This window comes from Ramlibacter sp. Leaf400 (genome assembly GCF_001424545.1).
Classification (GTDB): domain Bacteria; phylum Pseudomonadota; class Gammaproteobacteria; order Burkholderiales; family Burkholderiaceae_C; genus Ramlibacter.
In genome coordinates this window covers 343,568-363,913 of sequence record NZ_LMQL01000008.1, presented here as the reverse complement: position 1 = coordinate 363,913, position 20,346 = coordinate 343,568, and the positions used below count along the sequence as shown (strand labels likewise).

The following is a 20,346-nucleotide window of genomic DNA, read 5'->3' as shown; positions in this document are numbered from 1 at the left end:
CCACCCATGAACTTCCAGGACACGACGATCGCCTTCATCGGGGGCGGCAACATGGCCAGCGCCATCCTTGGCGGCCTGGTGAAGAAAGGTCTGCCCGCGTCGAACGTGCAGGTGGTCGAACCCTGGGCCGAGGCGCGCGAGCGGCTGTCGCGCGACTTCGGCGTGGCCGCGAGCGAGCACCCCGGCCCCGCGCTCGCGCAGGCCGGCCTGGTGGTGTGGGCGGTCAAGCCCCAGACCTTCCGCGATGCCGCCGCGGCCGTCGCGCCGCATGCGAAGGGCGCGCTGCACCTGAGCGTGGCGGCCGGCATCCGCTCGGACAGCATGGCGCGCTGGCTGGGCACCGAGCGCATCGTGCGCACCATGCCCAACACGCCGGCGCTGGTCGGTCGCGGCATGACGGCGCTGTTCGCCCGGGGCGCGGTGTCCGCTGGCGACCGCACGCTGGTCGAACAGGTGCTGGCGCCCACCGGCGAGACGCTGTGGGTCGACGCCGAAGCGCAGCTCGACGCGGTGACGGCGCTGTCCGGGTCCGGCCCGGCCTACGTCTTCTATTTCATCGAGGCGATGACGCGCGCCGGCCAGGAGATGGGGCTGCCCGCCGCCACCGCGCAGCGGCTGGCCATCGGCACCTTTTGCGGCGCGTCCGAACTGGCGCGCGCGTCGAACGAGCCGCCGTCGGTGCTGCGCGAGCGCGTGACCTCCAAGGGCGGCACGACCTACGCGGCGCTCACCTCGATGGAGCAATCCGGCGTGGCCGACAGGTTCGTGCAGGCCATGCAGGCGGCCTGCCAGCGGGCCGCCGAACTGGGTGACGAGTTCGGCCGCGACGGCCCGGCTACTTGAGCGCGTAGCCGGCCACGATGCCGGCGAACACCGCGAAGCCCACCCAGTGGTTCAGGCGGAAGGCCTTGAAGCAGCCGTCGCGCGTGCGCTCGCGGATCAGCTGCCAGTGCCACAGCGCCTGCCCCACCGCGGCCGCGATGCCCAGGTGGAACGGCAGGCCCAGCTCGCGCGGCGCCAGCGCCAGCACCCAGATCGCCAGGAAGGCGCCGTAGCAGGCCATCACCACCGGCACGTCGGCGCGGCCCAGCGTGATGGCCGAGGTCTTGATGCCGATGCGCAGGTCGTCGTCGCGGTCCACCATCGCGTACTCGGTGTCGTAGGCCAGCACCCAGAACAGGTTGCCCAGCAGCAGCACCCAGGCCAGCAGCGGCACGCGCGACTGCACGGCGGCGAAGGCCATCGGGATGCCGAAACTGAAGGCGATCCCCAGCACCGCCTGCGGCATCGACACGTAGCGCTTGGCGTAGGGGTAGAGCAGCGTGACCGCCAGCGCGGCGAACGACCACAGGATGGCCGCCGTGTTGGTGGTCAGCACCAGGGCGAAGGCGACCAGCGCCAGCACGGCGCCGAGCGTGAGCGCCTCCTTCACGCCCACGCGCCCCGACGTGACGGGCCGCTGCGCCGTGCGCTTGACGTGCCTGTCGAACTCGCGGTCGGCCACGTCGTTGACGCAGCAGCCGGCGCTGCGCATCAGCACGGTGCCCAGCGTGAACACCGCCAGCAGGTGCCAGCCGGGGAAGCCGTGGGCCGCGATCCACAACGCGCTGAGCGTGGGCCACAGCAGCAGCAGCCAGCCCGCCGGGCGGCTCCAGCGGATCAGGTCGAGCCAGAGGGGAATGCGTTGCAGCAGCTGCAAGTTGCTAGAGACCGAGTTGCCGCAGGTCCAGCTGGCCATCGCGCATCGGCGGGCACCAGTAGTACGCCCCGTTGACCGGCTTGCTGATGCGGAACATGGCGTCGACGATGCCGTCGTCGTGGCCGGCCATGCGGCGCATCTGCGCCTCGAAGGCATCGAGCGACCGGCCGAACGCCACGAAGTTCAGACCGGCCTGCATGCTCATCATCCAGGGCATGGAGCGGCGCAGCACGAAGGCCTCGGGGTCGAAGCTCTCCTGCGCCGTGCGCTTGACGTGGGCCCACTCCGGCGCGTCGTCCAGCTCCTCGTTGGTCAGGCGGTGGCGGCCGAAATGGTGGTTGGCCGCCTCGTCGCCCAGCGCCTCGAAGGCGTCGAGGTCGTGCACCCACTGCTGCACGGCCACGTAGCTGGAGCCGTCGATGCCCTCGCCCAGGCCGCTGGCGAACGCGGCCTCCTCGGCCTTCTCGCCGGTCGGGTTCTCGGTGCCGTCCTCGAAGCCGGTGAGGTCCTTGCCGTGGCCGCTCTCGCCCAGCGCATGCCGGAACGCGTCGACCACGTGCCGCACCGCGAACGCCGGCGCCAGCGCCTTCTGCACCTTGCGCGTGAGCATCAGCAGGTCGCCCAGGTCGTCGCCCCGCACCCAGCACCACAGCGTGCCGGGCGTGGACGGCACCCGCACGCCCTCGCGCGAGAAATCCGGGAACTCGTGCAGGCCGGGCACCTTGGCGTCGAGCGCGGCGACCAGCGAGGGGCCGATGCCCAGCACGGCATCGCTGCCGTTGACCAGCGGCGCCAGGCGCGTGAGCGCCTGGCGGATGTGCGCGGCGTCCGTGCCCTTGTCGGGGATGGAGAAGGTGACGAAGCGCGCGACGGCGGGCACGCCGTCGAGGATCCCCGGTTGGAAAAGCTTGGAATCGGTCATGAGAGTCTCTTGACGCCCGGCAGCTCGCAGGCGTAGATGGCGTTGCGCAACGCGGCGATGGCCTCGTAGCGCGTGAAGCTGCGGCGCCAGGCCAGCACCACCCGGCGCATCGGCGGGTCGCCGTCGAAGGGGATGTAGCGCACGAAGGCCTGGTCGTCCCGGCGGCGCTTGGGCTTGGGGTCGAGCGCGTCCTTGGGCACCGACAGGCGCGGCACCAGGGTGATGCCCATGCCGGCGGCCACCATGTGCTTGATGGTCTCCAGCGAGGAGCCCTCGAAGCTCTTGCGGATGCCTTCGGCGTCGCTGGAAAAGCGCGCGAACTCCGGACACACCTCCAGCACGTGGTCGCGGAAGCAGTGGCCGGTGCCCAGGAGCAGCATGGTCTCGCTCTTGAGCTCCTGCGCGGTGATGGTCTCGCGCGTGGCGAAGGCGTGCGTGTTGGGCACCGCGGCCATGAAGGGCTCGTCGTACAGCCCCGCCAGCGCCAGGCCGGTGTCGGGGAAAGGCTCGGCCATGACCGCGCAGTCGATCTCGCCGGTGCGCAGCATCTCCAGCAGCTTGACGGTGAAGTTCTCCTGCAGCATCAGCGGCATCTGCGGCGTGCGCGCGATCGCCTGGCGCACCAGGTCCGGCAGCAGGTAGGGGCCGATGGTGTAGATCACGCCAAGCTTGAGCGGCCCGGCCAGCGGGTCCTTGCCCCGCTTGGCGATCTCCTTGATCGACGCGGCCTGCTCCAGCACGCTCTGCGCCTGGCGCACGATCTCCTCGCCCAGCGGCGTGACGCTCACCTCGTTGGCGCTGCGCTCGAACAGCTTGACCTCGAGCTCGTCCTCGAGCTTCTTGATCGCCACCGACAGCGTGGGCTGCGAGACGAAGCAGGCTTCGGCCGCCTTGCCGAAGTGCTTCTCCCGGGCAACGGCCACGATGTACTTGAGTTCGGTGAGCGTCATGGATTTCTTCTACGCCTTCAGGTACTCCGATTTTCCACCCAACCAGCGGCCCACGTGCCTCCGGGCGGATTCGGGGAAGCGATCCAGCATGAGCGGCGCGAGCTCGCGCGCCGCCTGCAGCAGGTGGGTGTCGGTGGCCAGGTCGGCGAAGCGCAACAGTGGCGCGCCGGACTGGCGCGCGCCCAGGAACTCGCCGGGCCCGCGGATCTCCAGGTCGCGCCGGGCGATCTCGAAGCCGTCGTTGGTCTCGGCCATGGCCTTGAGCCGCGCGCGCGCCGTCTCGCCCAGGCGCCCGTTCTCGCCCGGGGAGTAGAGCAGCACGCAGGCCGAAGCCGCGGCACCGCGCCCCACGCGGCCGCGCAGCTGGTGCAGCTGCGACAGGCCGAAGCGCTCGGCATGCTCGATCACCATCAGCGACGCATTGGGCACGTCCACGCCGACCTCGATCACGGTGGTGGACACCAGCACGCCCATCTGCCCGCCGGAGAAGAGCGCCATCACCGCCTTCTTCTCCGCCGCCGGCATGCGCGAATGCAGCAGGCCGACCAGCACGCCGGGCAGGGCGGCCCGCAGCGCCTCGTGCGTCGCGGTCGCATTGGTGAGGTCCAGCGCTTCGCTCTCCTCGATCAGCGGACAGACCCAGTAGACCTGCCGGCCCTGCGCCAGCTGCGCGCGGATGCGCTCCACCACCTCCTCGCGGCGGTTGTCGGCCACGACCTTGGTGATGACCGGCGTGCGGCCCGGCGGCAGTTCGTCCAGGGTCGACACGTCCAGGTCGGCGTAGTAGCTCATGGCCAGCGTGCGCGGGATGGGCGTGGCCGACATCATGAGCATGTGCGGTTCCTGCCCCGCCTCGTCCATCTTGCCGCGCAGCGCCAGCCGCTGCGCGACACCGAAGCGGTGCTGTTCGTCGATCACGGCCAGCGCCAGGCGCTTGAAGCGCACCTGCTCCTGGATCACCGCATGGGTGCCCACCACCAGGGCCGCCTCGCCGCTGGCGATGCGCTCCAGCATCGGTTCGCGCTCCTTCTTCTTCTGGCCGCCGGTGAGCCAGGCCACCGTGAGGCCGCGCGGCGCCAGCAGGGGCTCCAGCCAGCCGATGAGCTTGCGAAAGTGCTGCTCCGCCAGGATCTCGGTGGGCGCCATCAGCGCGCACTGCCAGCCGGCGTCGATGGCCACGGCCGCCGCCAGCGCCGCGACCACGGTCTTGCCCGATCCCACGTCGCCCTGCAACAGCCTGTGCATGGGCACGGGCCGGGCCAGGTCGCGCGCGATCTCCTCGCCGACGCGCCGCTGCGCGGAGGTGAGCGCGAAGGGCAGGGCCTGCAGCAGTTGCTCGTGCAGCCCGCCGGCCGCGGCGGCCAGGTGCGGCGCGCGCAGTTCGTCGCGCTCGCGCTTGCTCTGCAGCTGCGACAGCTGCTGCGCGAGCAGTTCCTCGGCCTTCAGCCGCTGCCACGCCGGGTGGCTGCGGTCCTCCAGCGTCATCAGGGAGGTTTCCGGGCCCGGGTGGTGCAGGAAGTTCAGGGCCTCGCGCAGCGTCCACCCGGCCTGCAGGCCCAGCATCGGCGCGAGTTCGGACGGCACGGTCTCGGCCAGGTCGGCGCGGGCCAGCCCGCTCTGCACCGCCTTGCGAAGGTAGGACTGCGGCAGCGTGGCGGTAGTCGGATAGACCGGCGTCAGCGCCTGCGGCAAAGCGCCGCCGGCGGCGCGGCAGGTCGGGTGCACCATCGTCCAGCCCAGGAAGCCGCCCTTGAGCTCGCCCCTGGCCAGGATCCGGTGGCCCACCGCCAGCGCCTTCTGCTGCGAGGGATAGAACGAGAAGAAGCGCAGCACGCAGGTGTCGCTGCCGTCGTCCACCGTCACCACCAGCTGGCGGCGCGGGCGGAACGCGACGTGGTTGTCGGTGACCGTGCCCTCGATCTGCGCCGACTCGCCCTCGCGCGCGTCGCGCAGCTTCACGATGCGGGTCTCGTCCTCGTAGCGCAGCGGCAGGTGCAGCGCCAGGTCGATGTCGCGCACCAGTCCCAGCTTGTGCAGGGCCTTCTGGGGGGCCGACAGGGTCGCGGTGGCGGGCATGGGACAATTCTGCCTTCACGTTTCCCCTGGGAACGGGTCCGTCCGGCCCTCCACACATGCGCGCTTTCACCCTGGGCGATTTCGACTTCGCCCTTCCCCCCGACCTGATCGCCCAGCACCCCGCGACCGAGCGCAGCGCCTCGCGCCTGCTCGATGGCCGGCACTTCCCGCCCGCCGACCGGGTGTTCCGCGAACTGCCGGCCCTGCTGTCGCCGGGCGACCTGCTGGTGTTCAACGACACCCGCGTGCTCAAGGCGCGCCTGTACGGCGGCAAGCCCTCGGGCGGCAAGCTGGAACTGCTGGTCGAACGCGTTCTGCCGGGGGGCGAGGTGGTGGCCCACATGAAGGTGAGCAAGAAGCCGCCGGTGGGCACCGTGCTCGCGATGCAGGGCGGCTTTTCGGCCACCCTGCTGGGGCGCTGGCCCGAGGAGGACGGGCCGCTCTTTCGCTTCGCCTTCAGCGGCGACCCCTACACGCTGATGGACCTGCACGGCCACGTGCCGCTGCCGCCCTACATCGAGCACGCTGACACGGCGCAGGACGTGGAGCGCTACCAGACGGTGTTCGCGCGCACGCCCGGCGCGGTGGCGGCGCCCACCGCGGCCCTGCACTTCGACCCGCAGGTGCTGGCCAGCCTGGACGCCTGCGGCATCCGGCGCGCCAACCTCACCCTGCACGTGGGCGCCGGCACCTTCCAGCCGGTCAAGACCGAGAACATCGCCGAGCACCGCATGCACAGCGAGTGGTTCGAGATCCCGCCGGCCACGCAGGAGGCCGTGGCGCGCACGCGCGCCAGCGGCGGACGCATCGTGGCGGTGGGCACCACCACCGTCCGCTCGCTGGAGAGCTGGGCCCGCAGCGGCCAGGCGCGCGGCGACACCGACATCTTCATCACGCCGGGCTTCCGCTTCCGGATGGTGGACCTGATGGTGACCAACTTCCACCTGCCCAAGTCCACGCTGATGATGCTGGTGAGCGCCTTCGCCGGCCACGACCGCGTGATGTCCCTGTACCGCCACGCGGTGGAACACCGCTACCGCTTCTTCTCCTACGGCGACTCGATGCTGTTGGAACGCACCCCCACCTGACATGCTTCGCTTCGAAACCCTGGCCACCGAAGGCTTGGCCCGCCGCGGCCGCCTCACCCTCAACCACGGCGTGGTCGAGACGCCCATCTTCATGCCCGTGGGCACCTACGGCACCGTCAAGGGCGTCACGCCGCGGTCGTTGCAGGAGATGGGCGCTCAGATCATCCTGGGCAACACCTTCCACCTGTGGATGCGCCCCGGCCTGGACGTGCTGGCGCAGTTCGGCGGGCTGCACCGCTTCGAGCGCTGGGACCGGCCCATCCTCACGGACTCGGGCGGCTTCCAGGTCTGGAGCCTGGGCGAGATGCGCAAGATCAGCGAGGAGGGCGTGAAGTTCGCCTCGCCCGTCAACGGCGACCGGCTGTTCCTCACGCCCGAGGTGTCGATGCAGGTGCAGACGGCGCTCAACAGCGACATCGTCATGCAGTTCGACGAGTGCACGCCGTACGAGACCAAGGGGCACACCACCACCGAGGCGGAAGCACGGTTCTCGATGGAGCTGAGCCTGCGCTGGGCGCAGCGCTGCAAGACCGAGTTCGCGCGGCTGGAGAACCCCAACGCGCTGTTCGGCATCGTGCAGGGCGGCATGTTCGAGCACCTGCGCGAGGCCTCGCTCGCCAGGCTGGTCGAGATGGACTTCCCGGGCTACGCCATCGGTGGCGTGAGCGTGGGCGAGCCCAAGGCGGAGATGCTGCGCATCATGGCGCACACGCCGCACAAGCTTCCCGAACACAAGCCGCGCTACCTGATGGGCGTGGGCACGCCGGAGGACCTGGTGGAGGGCGTGGCGCAGGGCGTGGACCTGTTCGACTGCGTCATGCCCACCCGCAACGCGCGCAACGGCCACCTGTTCACCCGCTTCGGCGACCTGAAGATCCGCAACGCCCGCCACCGCAGCGACGAGCGGCCGCTGGACGAGACCTGCACCTGCTACGCCTGCCGCGGTGAGACGGCACCGGACGGCACGGTGAGCGGCGGCTTCTCGCGCGCCTACCTGCACCACCTGGAGCGCTGCGGCGAGATGCTGGCGCCGATGCTGGCCAGCATCCACAACCTGCACTACTACCTGAACCTGATGCGGGAAGTGCGCGAGTCGCTGGAGGCGGGACGCTTCGCGGCTTTCGCGAAGAAGTTTCGCGAGGACCGGGCGCGCGGCGTGTGAACCCGGCGCGGGGAAGCGCTGGATTCCCGCCTCCGCGGGAATGACGAAACAAGGGGGTGCGCGGCGAGCCGCGCGTCAAGCCGTCTCGAAGACCGTGAGCACGCCGGTGTAGCCGTACAGGTGGTGCCGCGCGATCTCGCCGCCGGCGAAGAAGCCCACCAGCGGCACGTCGCCCAGCGCCCGGCGCACGATCTGCAGCTCGGCGCTGGGCCCGCCGAAGTGCGGGCCGCCGCGGCCGGCGCAGCTGACGTACACGGCACCGGCGATGCGCCGCTGCGGGCTGGGCGCCGACTGCGCCTCGGGGGCGGCCAGCGCGGCCGCCACGGTCTGCGGCATCTCCTGCGGCTCCAGCTCCTCGCGGATCTCGGCGCAGATGCGCGTGAGGTCGGCCCGCGCGGCCTGGGCATTGCGGTTGCAGAACGCCATGCGCATGCCGGTGTCGACCTTGCTGGCCACGGCCACGCCGCGCCGGCCCGGGTCCAGGCCGATGATGTGGCGCACCTCGACGTCGGCGCCGAAGGTGCCGGCGCGCCCGATGACGTCGGCGCCCGGGGCGGTCAGGCCCACCAGCGTCGCGCGCAGCGCGGTCATGGCCGCCTGCGGTCGTTCCAGCGAGATGCCGGCTTCCTCCAGCAGCACGTCCAGCGCGGGCTCGCCGTCCAGGGCGAGCAGCACGTTGCCTTCGGCCGCCGTGACCTCGCGCTGGCGGCCGAGCGGCTGGCAGCCCTGCGTGACGCGCGAGACCACGTGCACGCTTTCGGCGAATGCCACGCCCGAGAGGCCGCCACGGAAGACGCCGCCGGCCTTGCCCTGGCCCTTGATGTTGCCGTTGCCGCCGACGGCGAACTGCACCGCCTCGCTGCGGCTGGCGGCCAGCCCGCCGAACAGGTAGCCGGTGCTGGTGCGCGCCGCCATCTCGGCGATCAGCTCGCCCAGGTCGGGCGTGGTCGCGTCGGCATGGACCAGCGCGGTGTGCGGCTCGAACCCCATGCCTTCGCCGGTGCCCAGCGGCGCGACGCCGGAGAACACGCGGTACTGGTGCGACGGCACCGCGCACAGCATGACGGCCAGCGCCGGCTCGTCGAAGTACTCCACGTTGTTCGACGAGATGCCCACGCCCACCGTGCCCGACCAGTCGGTGATCTCGGGCAGCTCGGCGCCCAGGTGATCCAGGATGTCCTGCGCGTGCGCCGCGTAGTGGTCGGTGATGTACAGCAGGGCCAGCGTGGGCGTGGCGGCGTAGTCCGGCAGCGCCATCTGCGCGCGCAGCTGCGCCAGCACCAGCCCGGCCGCCATCGGCCACTGGGGATGGGTGGCGTGCGCGAAGGGGAACAGCTTCATGTCTTGTCGGCGGCCGCGCGGCGGCGCGCGGGGGTCTTGCGGGCCTTCTTGGCCGGCGCGGGCTTCGCGTCGGCGGTCTTGGTGGAGGTGCCGGTCGCAGCCCGCGTCCCGTCCGCCGCGCCCTGGGTGGCGTCCCTGGCCATGTCGCTGGCCGTGGTGCGCGCCGTGTCCATCGCGGTGTTGCGCGCGGCGTCCTTCAGGGCGTCGGAGGCGATCTTCTGGAACTGCTGGGTGAGGGCGCCCCACCACTGCAGCGGATCGACCACGCTGGCCGTGGCCGTGGCCGCGGGCTTGGCGGTGTCTTCTTCGGCACTCTTGGCCGCCTTGCCACGAGCGCTGCGGGCCGCCTCGGCGGCGGCCGCCGTGTCCGCAGCCCTCTGCGCGCCCGCCGCCATCGCATCGCTGGTCCGGGCCCGCATCGACTCGGCCAGCTCGCCCATGCTGACGTTCATGCCGCGCAGCGTCGCCAGGGTCATCTTCTGCACCTCCAGCGCCTGGATGGTGGCGCTCAGCGCCTTGGAGTTCTGCTCCAGCCAGAAGTGCACCGCGCGCATCTCGCCGATGCGCTTGTCCAGCTCCTCGACGTTGAGCGTGGGCGCGATCCAGTTCGCGACGTTGGGCATCTGCGGGATCGTCTGGCTCGCGCCCCTGGCCAGGTTCTGCAGGAAGTCGAAACCGGGAACGAACTTGCCGAAAGCCAGGGTGGGGTTGTCGCTCATGGCCGTCTCCGTCGGGGGGATGGCACCAGCTTAGCAGGCCGAGACGCGGGCCGTCGGCGGCCCGCACCGTCAATCCGCAAGCATCGGTGTCAATGCTTGTGGTGGCTGCCGGCGGCGCCAGCCTCCTTCGGCGGCGTGGCCGACACCGGCACCTGCAGCGCCAGCTGGCGCTGTTCGCCCGTGGCGGTGCGGAACGTCAGCGTCACCGGGATGCTGGTGTTGGGCGCGAGCGGGGCCTTCAGCTCCATCAGCATGAGGTGGTGGCCGCCGGGCTTGAGCTGCAGCGGCTGGCCCGGCTTCATCTCCACCGAGTCGAGCTGGCGCATGCGCATCACGTCGCCGTCCATCTTCATCTCGTGCAGCTCGGCCCGGCCGGCCACGGGGCTGGTGGCGGCAACCAGCGTCAGCGGCTCCTGCGCCACCAGGGTCATGAAGGCGCCCGAGGCGCGCTGGCCCTGCACGCTGGCGCGCGCCCAGGGCGCGAGCACGGTCACCGGCGCCGTCGCCTGCGCCCAGGCGGACGCGCCGCAGGCCAGGGCCGTGGCGGCCAGCAAGGTTCTGATCTTGTTCATGGGTTCTCTCCTTTTGAAGTTCAGTGGCGGTGGCCGCCGCCACCCGCGGCCGGCAGGATCTCGAGGGCCGCCGCGGGCGACTTGAGGTCCGCGGCGGGGCGGCCGTCGCGCGGGACGTCCACCCAGTCCAGGCGGCCGTTCTCGCACACCTGGCTCACCGGCCAGTAGATCGTGCCCGCCTTGGCCGGCGTGCGCGCGACCAGCACGAACTCATCGTACTGGTCGTTGGGCAGCATGTCGGCGGCGGTGCGCGCGGTCCAGGTGACGCGCACCACGTCCTCGGTGACGGTGCGCCCGTGCGAGGTGAGGGGCTGCGCAAGCTTGGCCCGCTCGATCTCCAGCGACCACCCGGGCTTGGGCATGGGCTTGGCGCCGGTCACGCCGGCGGGGATGGTGACGCTCACCTGCCGCGTGGGCGAGGCGCCGCAGCCGTGGCCGATCTTGAAGGCGGCCTTGTAGCCGGCATCGGCCGGCGCGACCTGGTACTCGAGCGACACGTGCGCCAGGGCGGCGGGGGCCGCCACAAGGGCGGCCAGCAGGGGGGCGAGGGATCGGTGGTTCATAGGTCTGCCTTCAGTTCCGCGAAGAAAGTGCGCTGGGGGTAGGGATGGAAGTTCCAGTACGTCTTGTTGTTCAGGTTGTCGATGCCGAAGGCCGCGCTCAGGTGCTTGTCCAGCTGCACGCGCGCGCGCACGTCGACCACGTAGAGCCGGCTCACGCCCATGTACGCGTAGCCGTTGACGTCGCTGTTGTCCAGGGTGCGGAACTGCCGGCTGCTGTAGCGCGCGCCGACCGAGGTGGTCCAGCGCTCGCTCCAGCGGTAGTCGGCCACCGCGGCGGCGCGCCAGCGCGGGATGTTGGGCTGGCGCTTGCCCACCGTGTCCCCGGGCGTGGCCACGAAGCCTGCGTTCTCGCGGATCTCCGAGTGGGCGTAGGTCGCGCTCGCGTTGAGGTTGAGGCCGGGTGTCCACACGTCGGTGCCGCTCCAGGCGAGTTCGAGGCCCTGGGTCGCGATGCGCCCCACGTTTTGCACGCGGGTGACGTTGCGGTTGGCGGCCGTGTCGATCAGCGTCTGGTTGTAGAGCGCGTCGCGGGTGTCCTCGGCGAAGAACGTCAGCCGCAGCAGGCCGCGCTCCAGCTCCCGCTCGGCGGTGAGCTCGCCGGTCCACGACCGTTCCGGCCGCAGGTTGGGGTCGTTGATGAACTGGGCGTTGGCCGTCGAGGTCGCGCCGTAGAGCTCGGCCACGGTGGGAAAACGCACCGCGCGCCCGAGCGAAGCCTTGAGCACGGTGTCGGGCCGCCACTGCCAGGACAGCGCCGCCTTGGGCGACACGTGGGACTCGCCGCGGTCCGGCCAGGCCGTGTTGACCGCCGGCGTGATGACGGTGAAGCCCGAGAAGGCGTTCCAGCGCTCCACGCGCGCCCCCAGCACCGTCTTCCAGCGCGGCGCGAAGGCCCAGGCGTCCTGCGCCCACAGGCTGCGCAGCTGCGTGTGGCCGCCGACGTTGCTGGCCACGCTGCCCGGCGCATCGTCGCGCCAGTCGCCCGCGACGTTGGAAGTCAGGTAGGCCAGCTCGTAGCGCTCCTGCTGCACGCCGAAGTCGACGATGTGCGCGCCCTGCGTCCCGTCGGGCCGCCAGGTGCCGCGCAGGGCCAGGGTGGTCCAGCCGGTGCCGCTGCCGTCGGCCAGCGTGCCCGCGCCGCCGGCCAGCGCCGCCGGCGGCGGATTGGAAGCGGCGTTCTGGCGCTTGTCGTCGCGCCGGTAGTGGTAGCGGCTGGCCGCGGCCTCCCAGTCGAACACGCCCTGCGTCCTGCTCTTGAGCGACAGGCCGTGCATCAGGTGCGTGAGGCGCTCCTCGGTCAGCGGGAAGTCGGCCCCGGTGAGCGGGGCGAACGCGGCGCCGCCGATGCGGATCGGCCCGCTGCCCACCGCGTTGCCTGCGCCGTCGCGCAGGTAGGACGCCGACCGCCCGTGCGAGGTGTTCTCCCACCAGCCCAGCGTGTAGGCGGCGCGGATCGCGCCCGGCAAGTCGTAGGTCAGCTTGGCCTTCAGGTGGTCCTGGCGACTGGCGTACTGCGTGGCCTCGCCCAGCACGTACCAGGGCTGGTCGGCGCTGTTGCGCGTGGGCACCGCGCCGGTGACGGGCACGCCGGCCCCGGCCGGGTTGGCGCCGGAGGCCGGCCGGGTGGGGAAGGTGAGCGGCTGGCCTTCGCTGTCCAGGCGGTTGACGTTGAGCCACCAGCCCCAGTCGCCGGCCCGGTTGCCCAGCGACGCGCTGGACTGCCAGGTCCGGGAGTTCCGGTCGGTGCCGTACAGCTCGAAGGGCTGCACCGAGTAGCTGGCGGCGGCATGCGCCTCGAACTGCCGGGGCATGCGGGTCACGAAGTCGACCACCGCGCCCACCGAATTGCCCGGGTACGCGGCCGAGAACGGCCCGTACATCACGTCGACCCGCTCGATCTCCTCGGGCGTCACCAGCCCCCAGCGCGGCGGGAAGCTCAGGCCGCCGACGCCGTTGCCCAGCAGGTTGGACAGCAGGATGCCGTCCGCATAGACCAGCGAGCGCGCGCTGTTGCCCGTGCCCGAGGCGCGGCTGGACAGGATGGCGTGGTTGTAGTCGCCGGGGTAGCGCTTGCGCACCAGCAGGCTGGGAAAGTACTTGAGCACGTCCTCGCTGTCGGTCGCGTTGACGGTGCGCTCGATCTGCTCGCGCGTGATCCCTTCCATGGTGGTGGGGATCTGCGTCGGCAGCGAAGTGGGCTGCCCGCCGGTGACGGTGACCACGCCCAGCGAGCGGGCCGGGGTGTCCTGCGCGCGGGCGGGCGGCGCGCAGAGCAGGGGGATGGTGGCCGCCACGGCGGCCGCGACTCGCGACCTGTCCACGATGGGACTCCTGTCTCGGAAACGAAGGCCACGCGCGGCGGGAACGCCGGCGCATGGAACGCTTTCAGCGGATCAGGAGTGCGAAGGGGGCCCGCGGGCGGGCAGGGGCGCGGCCACGCGGGCCGCCAGCCGGGCGGCCGGGATCGGCTGCACGACGTGCGCCAGCGGCAGCTGGACGGCGTGCGTGGAGCGAGCGGGCGGGGGCGCGCTGGTCGAAGCGCAGAGCGGACAGTCGAGCGTGTGCGACGCTACCGGCTCGTCCGCGTCGCCCTGCAGCATCAGCTTCATCACGCCGCCGCTGCACACCATCTCCACGGCCTTGGGCTGCACCACCGGCGACGCGACCGCGACGCCGATCGCCAGCGCGAACCAGGCCAGCACGAGGCGGGCGAGGAAACGGGCTTGGCGCAAGCGCTGCATGGCCGGGATTATGTCCGGCGGGCCCTGGGCCGTGTGCGCGGCTGCGTGAAAAAACAAACGCGACCGCAGCGCGCCGGCCCAACGCCGGTCAGCTGCCGGGGAACCGCGGCGGCCGCTTGTCGCGCAGCGAGGCGATGCCCTCGCGCACGTCCGGTCCGCCGAACCCCATGAACTCCAGCGCGAGCGAGGTGTCGAAGTTGGGGCCGGCCTGGCGCAGCCAGTTGTTGAGCGAGTACTTGGTCCAGCGGATGGCGCTCTGGCTGCCCTGCGCCAGCCGGTCGGCCACCTCGTAGGCCTTGGGCAGCAGCTGGTCGCGGTCGACCGCCAGCGCGACCAGGCCGATGCGCTCGGCCTCCTCGCCACTGACGGGCTCGCACAGCATCAGGTAGTACTTGGCCTTGGCCAGGCCGCACAGCAGCGGCCAGACGATGGCCGCGTGGTCGCCGGCCGCCACGCCCAGCCGCGTGTGGCCGTCGACGATCCTGGCGTCGCGCGCCGCGATCGGGATGTCGGCCAGCAGCCCGGCCACCAGCCCGGCGCCCACGGCCGGGCCGTGCAGCGCGCTGACGATCGGCTTGTCGCAGTTGATCACGTTGTAGACCAGGTCGCGCGCCTCCTTCCAGACGCGGCTGCGCACCTCGAAGTCGCCGGCCATGTCCTGCACCAGCGACAGGTCGCCGCCGCCGGAGAAGCCCTGGCCCTCGCCGCGGAGCACGGCGCAGCGCACGCTGTCGTCGGCGCCGACGTCGCGCCAGATCTCGGCCAGCTCGCGGTGGCCCTCGTGGCCGGCCGTCGGCAGCTTGCCGTTGGCCGCGCGCATCACGATGTCCAGCACCGAATCGCCGGGCCCGCGGCGGCTGATCGAGAGGGTCCGGTAGCGCGAGTAGTCCATCGTCGGGGTGGGGTAGTCTTGCGGGATGGAAAGCTTATTCCACCTCGCCTTCCACGTGACCGACCTGGACGTCGCGCGCCGCTTCTACGGCGGCGTGCTCGGCTGCGCCGAGGGCCGCAGCACCGACACGTGGGTGGACTTCGACTTCTTCGGCCACCAGCTCTCGCTGCACCTGGGCCAGCCCTTCGAGACCACGCTGACCGGCCGGGTGGGCGACCGGATGGTGCCCATGCCGCACTTCGGGCTGGTGCTGGAGCTGCCGCAGTGGGAGGCGCTGGCCGAACGCCTGCGCGCCGCGGGCACCGGATTCGTGATCGAGCCGCACCTGCGCTACGCCGGCCAGCCGGGCGAGCAATGGACCATGTTCTTCCTGGATCCCTGCGGCAACCCGATCGAGGTCAAGGGCTTCCGCTCGCTCCAGGGCCTTTACCAGGCCTGACTTTCTACGCGAGCGCGCCGGCCTGTAGGAGCGTTCCTACCGAGTCCGGCGGTCGGCAGGGCGGCCGTCGCCCACCCCTTCGGTGTTACGTTCACGACCCATGAATTTCGTGGACATCCTGAGTCCGGCCTGCGCGCTGTTTCTCGACTTCGACGGCACGCTGGTGGACATAGCGCCGGAGCCCGGCGCGGTGGTCGTCCCCTGCGGCCTCGTGCCGACGCTCAGCGCCCTGCAGCAGTACCTCGGAGGCGCAGTGGCGGTCGTCAGCGGCCGCCCGATCCGCGAGATCGACCAGTACCTCGGCCCGCTGCGGCTGCCCGTGGCCGGCGTGCACGGCGCCGAGCGCCGTGCGGCCGACGGTGCCGTGGACCTGCTGCCCACGCATCCGCTGGACGCGGTGGAGCGCGCGGCCAGCGTGCTGGCCACGCGCTACCCGCAGTTGCTGGTCGAACACAAGGACAGCTCCATCGCCGTCCATTACCGCGCGGCCCCCGAGCTCGAACAGGAATGCCTGGACGCGATGCAGGAGGCGGTGGAGCGTTCGCCCGGCCTCACGCTCCTGCGCGGCAAGATGGTGGTGGAAGCCAAGCCGGGCGGCGCGACCAAGGGCAGCGCCATCGAGGCCTTCCTGCGCGAAGGCCCGTTCGCCGGCCGCCTGCCCGTGTTCGTGGGCGATGACGTCACCGACGAGGGCGGCTTCGCCGCCGTGCAGCGCCTGGGCGGCCTGGGCGTCAAGGTGGGCGAAGGCCCCACCGTCGCCTGGCAGCGCCTGCCCACCCCCGGCGCGCTGCGCCTGGAATTCGAGAACGCGGTGGCCATGAAGGTCGCCCGGAAAGCCTCCGCATGAAAGCAAACACCTCGATCCCGAACCTCAACCTGGGCGTGATCGGCAACTGCGCCTACAGCGCACTGATCGACGAACGCGGCAGCGTCGTCTGGTGCTGCCTGCCGCGCTTCGACGGCGACCCGATCTTCAACGCGCTGCTGGACCCGACCGAGAACGGCAGCCTCTGGGCGTTCGAGCTGGAGGACTTCGCGCGCAGCGAACAGCAGTACGAGACCAACACCGCAGTGCTGCACACGCGCCTGTACGACCGCCAGGGCCAGGGCATCGAGATCACCGACTTCGCGCCGCGCTTCTGGAGCCGCGGCCGCACCTTCCGGCCGCTGTCCATGATCCGGCGCGTGCGCGTGCTGGGTGGCACGCCGCGCATCCGGGTGGTGCTGCGGCCGCGCTTCGACTGGGGCCGCTTCAAGCCGGACGTGACGCGCGGCAGCACCCACATCCGTTTCGTCGGCCCGGGGCAGACCCTGCGCGTGAACACCGACGCGCCGATCGACTACATCCTGTCCGAGACGTTCTTCGTGGTCGACCGGCCGCTGAACTTCATCATGGGGCCGGACGAGACGCTCACCGGTGGCATCGAGGACACGGCGCGCTCCTTCGAGCAGGACACGGCCGCCTACTGGCGCAACTGGTCGCGGGCCCTGTCGCTGCCGCTGGAGTGGCAGGACGCGGTGATCCGCGCGGCCATCACGCTGAAGATGTCCCTGTTCGAGGACACCGGCGCCATCATCGCCGCCATGACCACCAGCATCCCGGAGGCGGCCAACAGCGGACGCAACTGGGACTACCGGTTCTGCTGGCTGCGCGACGCCTTCTTCGTCGTGCGGGCGCTCAACAGCATCTCCGAAGTGGCGACCATGGAGGAGTACCTGCGCTGGCTGACCAACGTGATCGTGCGCTCGCGCGGCAGCCACATCCAGCCGCTGTACGGCGTGGGCCAGGAGGAGAAGCTGCCCGAGGCGATCTACGAGCACCTGCCCGGCTACCGCGGCATGGGGCCGGTGCGCGTGGGCAACCAGGCGGCCGAGCACTTCCAGCACGACGTCTACGGCAACATCGTGCTGGGCGCGGCCCAGGCCTTCCACGACCACCGCCTGCTGCGCCGCGCCGGCCGCGCCGAGTTCGCCTCGCTGGAGGCGGTGGGCGAGCAGGCCTTCCGCATCTACGACACGCCCGACGCCGGCATGTGGGAGCTGCGCACCCGGGCGCGCATCCACACCTCGTCGGCGCTGATGAGCTGGGCCGCCTGCGACCGGCTGGCCAAGGTGGCGGTCACGCTGGGGCTGACGGACCGCTCCAACTACTGGGCCGAGCGCGCCCACACCATCCGCGAACGCATCCTGCGCGAGTCCTGGAGCGAGGAGCGCAAGTCCTTCGCGGAAAGCTTCGGCGGCCGCGACCTGGACGCCAGCGCGCTGCTGATGGCCGAGGTGAACTTCATCGACCCGCGCGACCCGCGCTTCGTGGCCACGGTGGACGCGCTGGAGAAGTCGCTGTGCGACGGGCCGTACATGCGCCGCTACGAGGCGGCCGACGATTTCGGCAAGCCCGAGACGGCGTTCAACATCTGCACCTTCTGGCGCATCGACGCGCTGGCGCGAATCGGCCGCAAGGCGCAGGCACGCGAGATCTTCGAGGTGATGCTGGCCAGCCGCAACCCGCTGGGGCTGCTGTCCGAGGACACGCACGCCGAGACCGGCGAGATGTGGGGCAACTACCCGCAGACCTATTCGATGGTCGGCCTGATCAATGCCGCGGTCCGCCTGTCGGCGCCGTGGGACACGGTGATCTGACCGCGATGTCCCGGCTCGTCGTCGTATCGAACCGCGTTGCCGACCCCCGCAAGACCGCCGCCGGCGGCCTGGCGGTCGCGCTCGGCGAAGTGCTCAACAACAGCGGCGGCCTCTGGTTCGGCTGGAGCGGTAAGCTGGCCGAGGGCGATGCCCAGCCGCAGCTGCACGTGCACCACGCCGGGCCGGTGACGCTGGCCACCGTGGACCTCAACAAGGAGGACTACGACTCGTTCTACGTCGGCTACTCCAACGGCGTGCTGTGGCCGGTGTTCCATTACCGGCTGGACCTGGCCGACTTCGACGCCGGCTACATCGAGGGCTACCGGCGGGTCAACCAGATGTTCGCCAAGACGCTGCTGCCGATGCTGCAGCCGGACGACATCATCTGGGTGCACGACTACCACCTGATCCCGCTGGCCGCGGAGCTGCGCGCGCTGGGCTGCACGCAGCGCATCGGCTACTTCCTGCACATCCCGCTGCCGCCGCCGCTGATCCTGGCAGCCATCCCCGGGCACGACTGGCTGATGAAGGGCCTGTGCTCGTACGACGTGGTCGGCTTCCAGAGCCAGGCGGACCACGAGCACTTCTGCCGCTACATCCAGTCGGAGGCCCACGCCCAGTCGGCCGGCGAGGGCCGCTGGCGCGTGTTCAACCGCACCATCCACGCCGGCGCCTACCCGATCGGGCTGGACGTGCAGGAGTTCCGCAGCGTCACCGAGGCGCCCGAGGCGCGCGAGATGTACGAGCGGATGAAGCGCGAGTACTCGCGCCGCAAGCTGCTGGTGGGGGTGGACCGGCTGGACTACTCCAAGGGCCTGCCGCAGCGCATGCGCGCCTTCCGCGAGCTGCTGGCGCGCTACCCCGAGACGCGCCAGAGCGCCACGTTGATCCAGATCGCCTCGCCCAGCCGCGAGGACGTCAGCGCCTACACCGACATCCTGCACGAGCTGGAAAGCCTGTGCGGCTCGATCAATGGCAACTACGGCGAGCTGGACTGGATGCCGGTGCGCTACATGCACCGCACCGTGGCGCGGGCGCGCCTGCCGGGCCTCTACCGCGCCAGCCGCGTGGCCCTGGTGACCCCGCTGCGCGACGGCATGAACCTGGTGGCCAAGGAGTTCCTCGCGGCGCAGGACCCGGAGGATCCGGGCGTGCTGGTGCTCTCGCGCTTCGCCGGCGCGGCGGAGCAGCTGAAGGAAGCGCTGCTGGTGAACCCCTACGACACCGAGGGCACGGCCCACGCCATCCACCTGGCGCTGCAGATGCCGCTGGAAGAGCGGCGCGAGCGCCACGAGGCGCTGTTCAAGACGCTGCAGCGCACCGACGTGCACTGGTGGTGCGACTCGTTCCTGCACACGCTGGGGCAGGCGGAGGCGGAGGAGTCGGGGACGCCTTGGTTGCGGCTTTAAGAGGAATGCGGGGGAATGTGCGTCGTCCTCGCGGAGGCGGGGACCCAGGGCTTCCGGCAGTCCGCTGAAGGCGGACGCACTGGATTCCCGCCTTCGCGGGAATGACGGGACCAGGGGCTCAGCGCACCACCGGCGCGATCTTCTGCTCGATCGCCCCGAAGATCGTCTGCCCGTCCTTGCCCTTCATCTCGATGCGGATGGTGTCGCCGAACTTCATGAACTCGGTCGAGGGCTTGCCGTCCTGGATGGTCTCGATGGCCCGCTTCTCGGCGATGCAGCTGTAGCCCTTGGGCCACTCCATTCGGCCGTTCTGCTCCGTGCCCTTGTTGCTCACGGTGCCGGATCCCACGATGCTGCCGGCACGCACGTTGCGCGTCTTGCAGATGTGGGCGATCAGCTGGCCGAAGTGGAAGGTCATCTCGGGGCCGGCCTCGCACATGCCCACGCGGCGGCCGTTCCAGTTGGATTGCAGCGTGAGGTGCAGGCGCCCGCCCTGCCAGGCGTCGCCCAGTTCGTCGAGCGTCACGGCCACCGGGCTGAAAGCGGTGGCCGGCTTGCTCTGGAAGAAGCCGAAGCCCTTGGCCAGTTCGGCCGGGATCAGGTTGCGCAGGCTGACGTCGTTGGCCAGCATCACCAGGCGGATGCCCTCGAGCGCCTCGTCCGGGGTGGCCTGCATGGGCACGTCGCCGGTGACCACCGCGATCTCGGCCTCGAAGTCGATGCCCCACTCCTCGCTGGGCACCACCACCTCGTCGCACGGGCCCAGGAAGTCGTCGCTGCCGCCCTGGTACATCAGCGGGTCGGTGTAGAAGGTCTCGGGCACTTCCGCCTTGCGGGCGGCCCGCACCAGTTCCACGTGGTTGATGTAGGCGGAGCCGTCGGCCCACTGGTAGGCGCGCGGCAGCGGCGCCATGCAGCGCTGCGGCTCGAAGGGAAAAGCGTGGCGCGTCCTGCCGCCGTTCAGGGCCTCGTACAGGTCCTGCAACTGGGGGGAGATGAAGCCCCAGTCGTCCAGCGCCTGCTGCAGGCGGCCCGCGATGCCGGTCGCATAATGGGCCGTCGCCAGGTCGCGCGACACCACCACCAGCTGGCCGTCGCGGGAACCGTCCTTGTACGTCGCAAGCTTCATCCTG

At 71.1% G+C, this 20,346-nt stretch carries 19 protein-coding genes; 7 read left to right on the top strand and 12 right to left on the bottom strand.

Going from position 1 to position 20,346, the window contains the following annotated elements:
- Nucleotides 1-6: 6 nt before the first annotated feature.
- Nucleotides 7-843 carry a pyrroline-5-carboxylate reductase gene (proC, locus tag ASG30_RS07895; RefSeq protein ID WP_055894653.1) on the top strand — a complete coding sequence of 279 codons (837 nt, stop codon included), beginning with the start codon at nucleotides 7-9 and terminating at the stop codon, nucleotides 841-843.
- Here proC and ubiA read toward each other — a convergent pair.
- From ubiA to recG, 4 genes are read right to left on the bottom strand one after another with little or no spacing between them, the layout of a single operon-like run.
- Nucleotides 836-1,699 carry a 4-hydroxybenzoate octaprenyltransferase gene (gene ubiA / locus ASG30_RS07890; RefSeq protein WP_442965674.1) on the bottom strand — a complete coding sequence of 288 codons (864 nt, stop codon included), beginning with the start codon at nucleotides 1,697-1,699 and terminating at the stop codon, nucleotides 836-838. The two genes, proC and ubiA, sit on opposite strands and share 8 nt — an antisense overlap.
- A 4-nt stretch (nucleotides 1,700-1,703) precedes the next feature.
- Nucleotides 1,704-2,621 carry a Dyp-type peroxidase gene (locus tag ASG30_RS07885; protein ID WP_055894649.1) on the bottom strand — a complete coding sequence of 306 codons (918 nt, stop codon included), beginning with the start codon at nucleotides 2,619-2,621 and terminating at the stop codon, nucleotides 1,704-1,706.
- On the bottom strand, nucleotides 2,618-3,571 hold the full coding sequence (locus ASG30_RS07880) for a LysR substrate-binding domain-containing protein (protein WP_055894647.1): 954 nt from the start codon (nucleotides 3,569-3,571) through the stop codon (nucleotides 2,618-2,620). The genes ASG30_RS07885 and ASG30_RS07880 overlap by 4 nt, the downstream gene beginning before the upstream one ends.
- A 9-nt stretch (nucleotides 3,572-3,580) precedes the next feature.
- Entirely contained in the window at nucleotides 3,581-5,647 is a 2,067-nt protein-coding gene (gene recG, locus ASG30_RS07875; protein ID WP_055894644.1) for an ATP-dependent DNA helicase RecG, read from the bottom strand.
- Nucleotides 5,648-5,703: 56 nt separating this feature from the next.
- On the opposite strand from recG, the gene queA reads away from it, so the two are divergent.
- Together queA and tgt are read left to right on the top strand one after the other, a co-directional pair.
- Entirely contained in the window at nucleotides 5,704-6,735 is a 1,032-nt protein-coding gene (gene queA, locus ASG30_RS07870) for a tRNA preQ1(34) S-adenosylmethionine ribosyltransferase-isomerase QueA (protein ID WP_055894642.1), read from the top strand.
- Nucleotide 6,736: 1 nt separating this feature from the next.
- Nucleotides 6,737-7,897, top strand: a complete 1,161-nt coding sequence (tgt, locus tag ASG30_RS07865) for a tRNA guanosine(34) transglycosylase Tgt (protein ID WP_055894641.1) — start codon at nucleotides 6,737-6,739, stop codon at nucleotides 7,895-7,897.
- A gap of 75 nt (nucleotides 7,898-7,972) precedes the next feature.
- On the opposite strand, the gene ASG30_RS07860 is transcribed toward tgt, so the two are convergent.
- The 7 genes from ASG30_RS07860 to ASG30_RS07830 form a co-directional block, all read right to left on the bottom strand.
- Nucleotides 7,973-9,238: an FIST signal transduction protein gene (locus ASG30_RS07860; RefSeq protein WP_055894639.1), complete on the bottom strand. Its 1,266-nt coding sequence runs from the start codon at nucleotides 9,236-9,238 to the stop codon at nucleotides 7,973-7,975.
- On the bottom strand, nucleotides 9,235-9,957 hold the full coding sequence (locus tag ASG30_RS07855; RefSeq protein ID WP_055894634.1) for a PhaM family polyhydroxyalkanoate granule multifunctional regulatory protein: 723 nt from the start codon (nucleotides 9,955-9,957) through the stop codon (nucleotides 9,235-9,237). Before ASG30_RS07855 ends, ASG30_RS07860 begins: the two co-directional genes overlap by 4 nt.
- Nucleotides 9,958-10,046: 89 nt before the next feature.
- Nucleotides 10,047-10,529, bottom strand: a complete 483-nt coding sequence (locus tag ASG30_RS07850) for a copper chaperone PCu(A)C (protein WP_055894632.1) — start codon at nucleotides 10,527-10,529, stop codon at nucleotides 10,047-10,049.
- A gap of 20 nt (nucleotides 10,530-10,549) precedes the next feature.
- Nucleotides 10,550-11,092 carry a YcnI family copper-binding membrane protein gene (locus ASG30_RS07845; protein ID WP_055894630.1) on the bottom strand — a complete coding sequence of 181 codons (543 nt, stop codon included), beginning with the start codon at nucleotides 11,090-11,092 and terminating at the stop codon, nucleotides 10,550-10,552.
- Nucleotides 11,089-13,413, bottom strand: a complete 2,325-nt coding sequence (locus ASG30_RS07840) for a TonB-dependent receptor (protein WP_055894629.1) — start codon at nucleotides 13,411-13,413, stop codon at nucleotides 11,089-11,091. Before ASG30_RS07840 ends, ASG30_RS07845 begins: the two co-directional genes overlap by 4 nt.
- Nucleotides 13,414-13,485: 72 nt before the next feature.
- Nucleotides 13,486-13,833: a hypothetical protein gene (locus ASG30_RS07835; RefSeq protein WP_082521954.1), complete on the bottom strand. Its 348-nt coding sequence runs from the start codon at nucleotides 13,831-13,833 to the stop codon at nucleotides 13,486-13,488.
- Between the two features lie 88 nt (nucleotides 13,834-13,921).
- Complete coding sequence (locus ASG30_RS07830) at nucleotides 13,922-14,725, bottom strand: enoyl-CoA hydratase/isomerase family protein (protein ID WP_055894627.1); 804 nt, start codon at nucleotides 14,723-14,725, stop codon at nucleotides 13,922-13,924.
- A gap of 25 nt (nucleotides 14,726-14,750) precedes the next feature.
- Here ASG30_RS07830 and ASG30_RS07825 point away from each other — a divergent pair, with 25 nt between their 5' ends.
- The 4 genes from ASG30_RS07825 (at nucleotide 14,751) to otsA (ending at nucleotide 19,213) form a co-directional block, all read left to right on the top strand.
- Nucleotides 14,751-15,164, top strand: coding sequence for a VOC family protein (locus ASG30_RS07825; RefSeq protein WP_055894625.1), 414 nt, complete (start codon nucleotides 14,751-14,753; stop codon nucleotides 15,162-15,164).
- A gap of 100 nt (nucleotides 15,165-15,264) precedes the next feature.
- Nucleotides 15,265-16,011, top strand: coding sequence for a trehalose-phosphatase (gene otsB / locus ASG30_RS07820; protein ID WP_055894623.1), 747 nt, complete (start codon nucleotides 15,265-15,267; stop codon nucleotides 16,009-16,011).
- Complete coding sequence (locus ASG30_RS07815; RefSeq protein WP_082521953.1) at nucleotides 16,008-17,804, top strand: glycoside hydrolase family 15 protein; 1,797 nt, start codon at nucleotides 16,008-16,010, stop codon at nucleotides 17,802-17,804. The genes otsB and ASG30_RS07815 overlap by 4 nt, the downstream gene beginning before the upstream one ends.
- 5 nt (nucleotides 17,805-17,809) lie before the next feature.
- Nucleotides 17,810-19,213, top strand: coding sequence for an alpha,alpha-trehalose-phosphate synthase (UDP-forming) (gene otsA, locus ASG30_RS07810; protein WP_055894618.1), 1,404 nt, complete (start codon nucleotides 17,810-17,812; stop codon nucleotides 19,211-19,213).
- A 118-nt stretch (nucleotides 19,214-19,331) separates the two neighbouring features.
- Here otsA and ASG30_RS07805 read toward each other — a convergent pair whose 3' ends face one another.
- Nucleotides 19,332-20,342, bottom strand: a complete 1,011-nt coding sequence (locus tag ASG30_RS07805) for a fumarylacetoacetate hydrolase family protein (protein WP_055894616.1) — start codon at nucleotides 20,340-20,342, stop codon at nucleotides 19,332-19,334.
- Between the last annotated feature and the right edge of the window lie 4 nt (nucleotides 20,343-20,346).

Excerpts from the sequence above, each read along its gene's own strand:
- ASG30_RS07830 (WP_055894627.1), bottom strand. The coding sequence starts at position 14,725 with ATGGACTACTCGCGCTACCGGACCCTCTCGATCAGCCGCCGCGGGCCC.
- otsA (WP_055894618.1), top strand. The coding sequence starts at position 17,810 with ATGTCCCGGCTCGTCGTCGTATCGAACCGCGTTGCCGACCCCCGCAAG.
- ASG30_RS07855 (WP_055894634.1), bottom strand. The coding sequence starts at position 9,957 with ATGAGCGACAACCCCACCCTGGCTTTCGGCAAGTTCGTTCCCGGTTTC.
- ASG30_RS07845 (WP_055894630.1), bottom strand. The coding sequence starts at position 11,092 with ATGAACCACCGATCCCTCGCCCCCCTGCTGGCCGCCCTTGTGGCGGCC.
- ASG30_RS07815 (WP_082521953.1), top strand. The coding sequence starts at position 16,008 with ATGAAAGCAAACACCTCGATCCCGAACCTCAACCTGGGCGTGATCGGC.
- ASG30_RS07880 (WP_055894647.1), bottom strand. The coding sequence starts at position 3,571 with ATGACGCTCACCGAACTCAAGTACATCGTGGCCGTTGCCCGGGAGAAG.
- otsB (WP_055894623.1), top strand. The coding sequence starts at position 15,265 with ATGAATTTCGTGGACATCCTGAGTCCGGCCTGCGCGCTGTTTCTCGAC.
- queA (WP_055894642.1), top strand. The coding sequence starts at position 5,704 with ATGCGCGCTTTCACCCTGGGCGATTTCGACTTCGCCCTTCCCCCCGAC.
- ASG30_RS07860 (WP_055894639.1), bottom strand. The coding sequence starts at position 9,238 with ATGAAGCTGTTCCCCTTCGCGCACGCCACCCATCCCCAGTGGCCGATG.
- tgt (WP_055894641.1), top strand. The coding sequence starts at position 6,737 with ATGCTTCGCTTCGAAACCCTGGCCACCGAAGGCTTGGCCCGCCGCGGC.
- recG (WP_055894644.1), bottom strand. The coding sequence starts at position 5,647 with ATGCCCGCCACCGCGACCCTGTCGGCCCCCCAGAAGGCCCTGCACAAG.
- ASG30_RS07835 (WP_082521954.1), bottom strand. The coding sequence starts at position 13,833 with ATGCAGCGCTTGCGCCAAGCCCGTTTCCTCGCCCGCCTCGTGCTGGCC.
- ASG30_RS07825 (WP_055894625.1), top strand. The coding sequence starts at position 14,751 with ATGGAAAGCTTATTCCACCTCGCCTTCCACGTGACCGACCTGGACGTC.
- ASG30_RS07805 (WP_055894616.1), bottom strand. The coding sequence starts at position 20,342 with ATGAAGCTTGCGACGTACAAGGACGGTTCCCGCGACGGCCAGCTGGTG.
- ASG30_RS07885 (WP_055894649.1), bottom strand. The coding sequence starts at position 2,621 with ATGACCGATTCCAAGCTTTTCCAACCGGGGATCCTCGACGGCGTGCCC.
- ASG30_RS07850 (WP_055894632.1), bottom strand. The coding sequence starts at position 10,529 with ATGAACAAGATCAGAACCTTGCTGGCCGCCACGGCCCTGGCCTGCGGC.
- proC (WP_055894653.1), top strand. The coding sequence starts at position 7 with ATGAACTTCCAGGACACGACGATCGCCTTCATCGGGGGCGGCAACATG.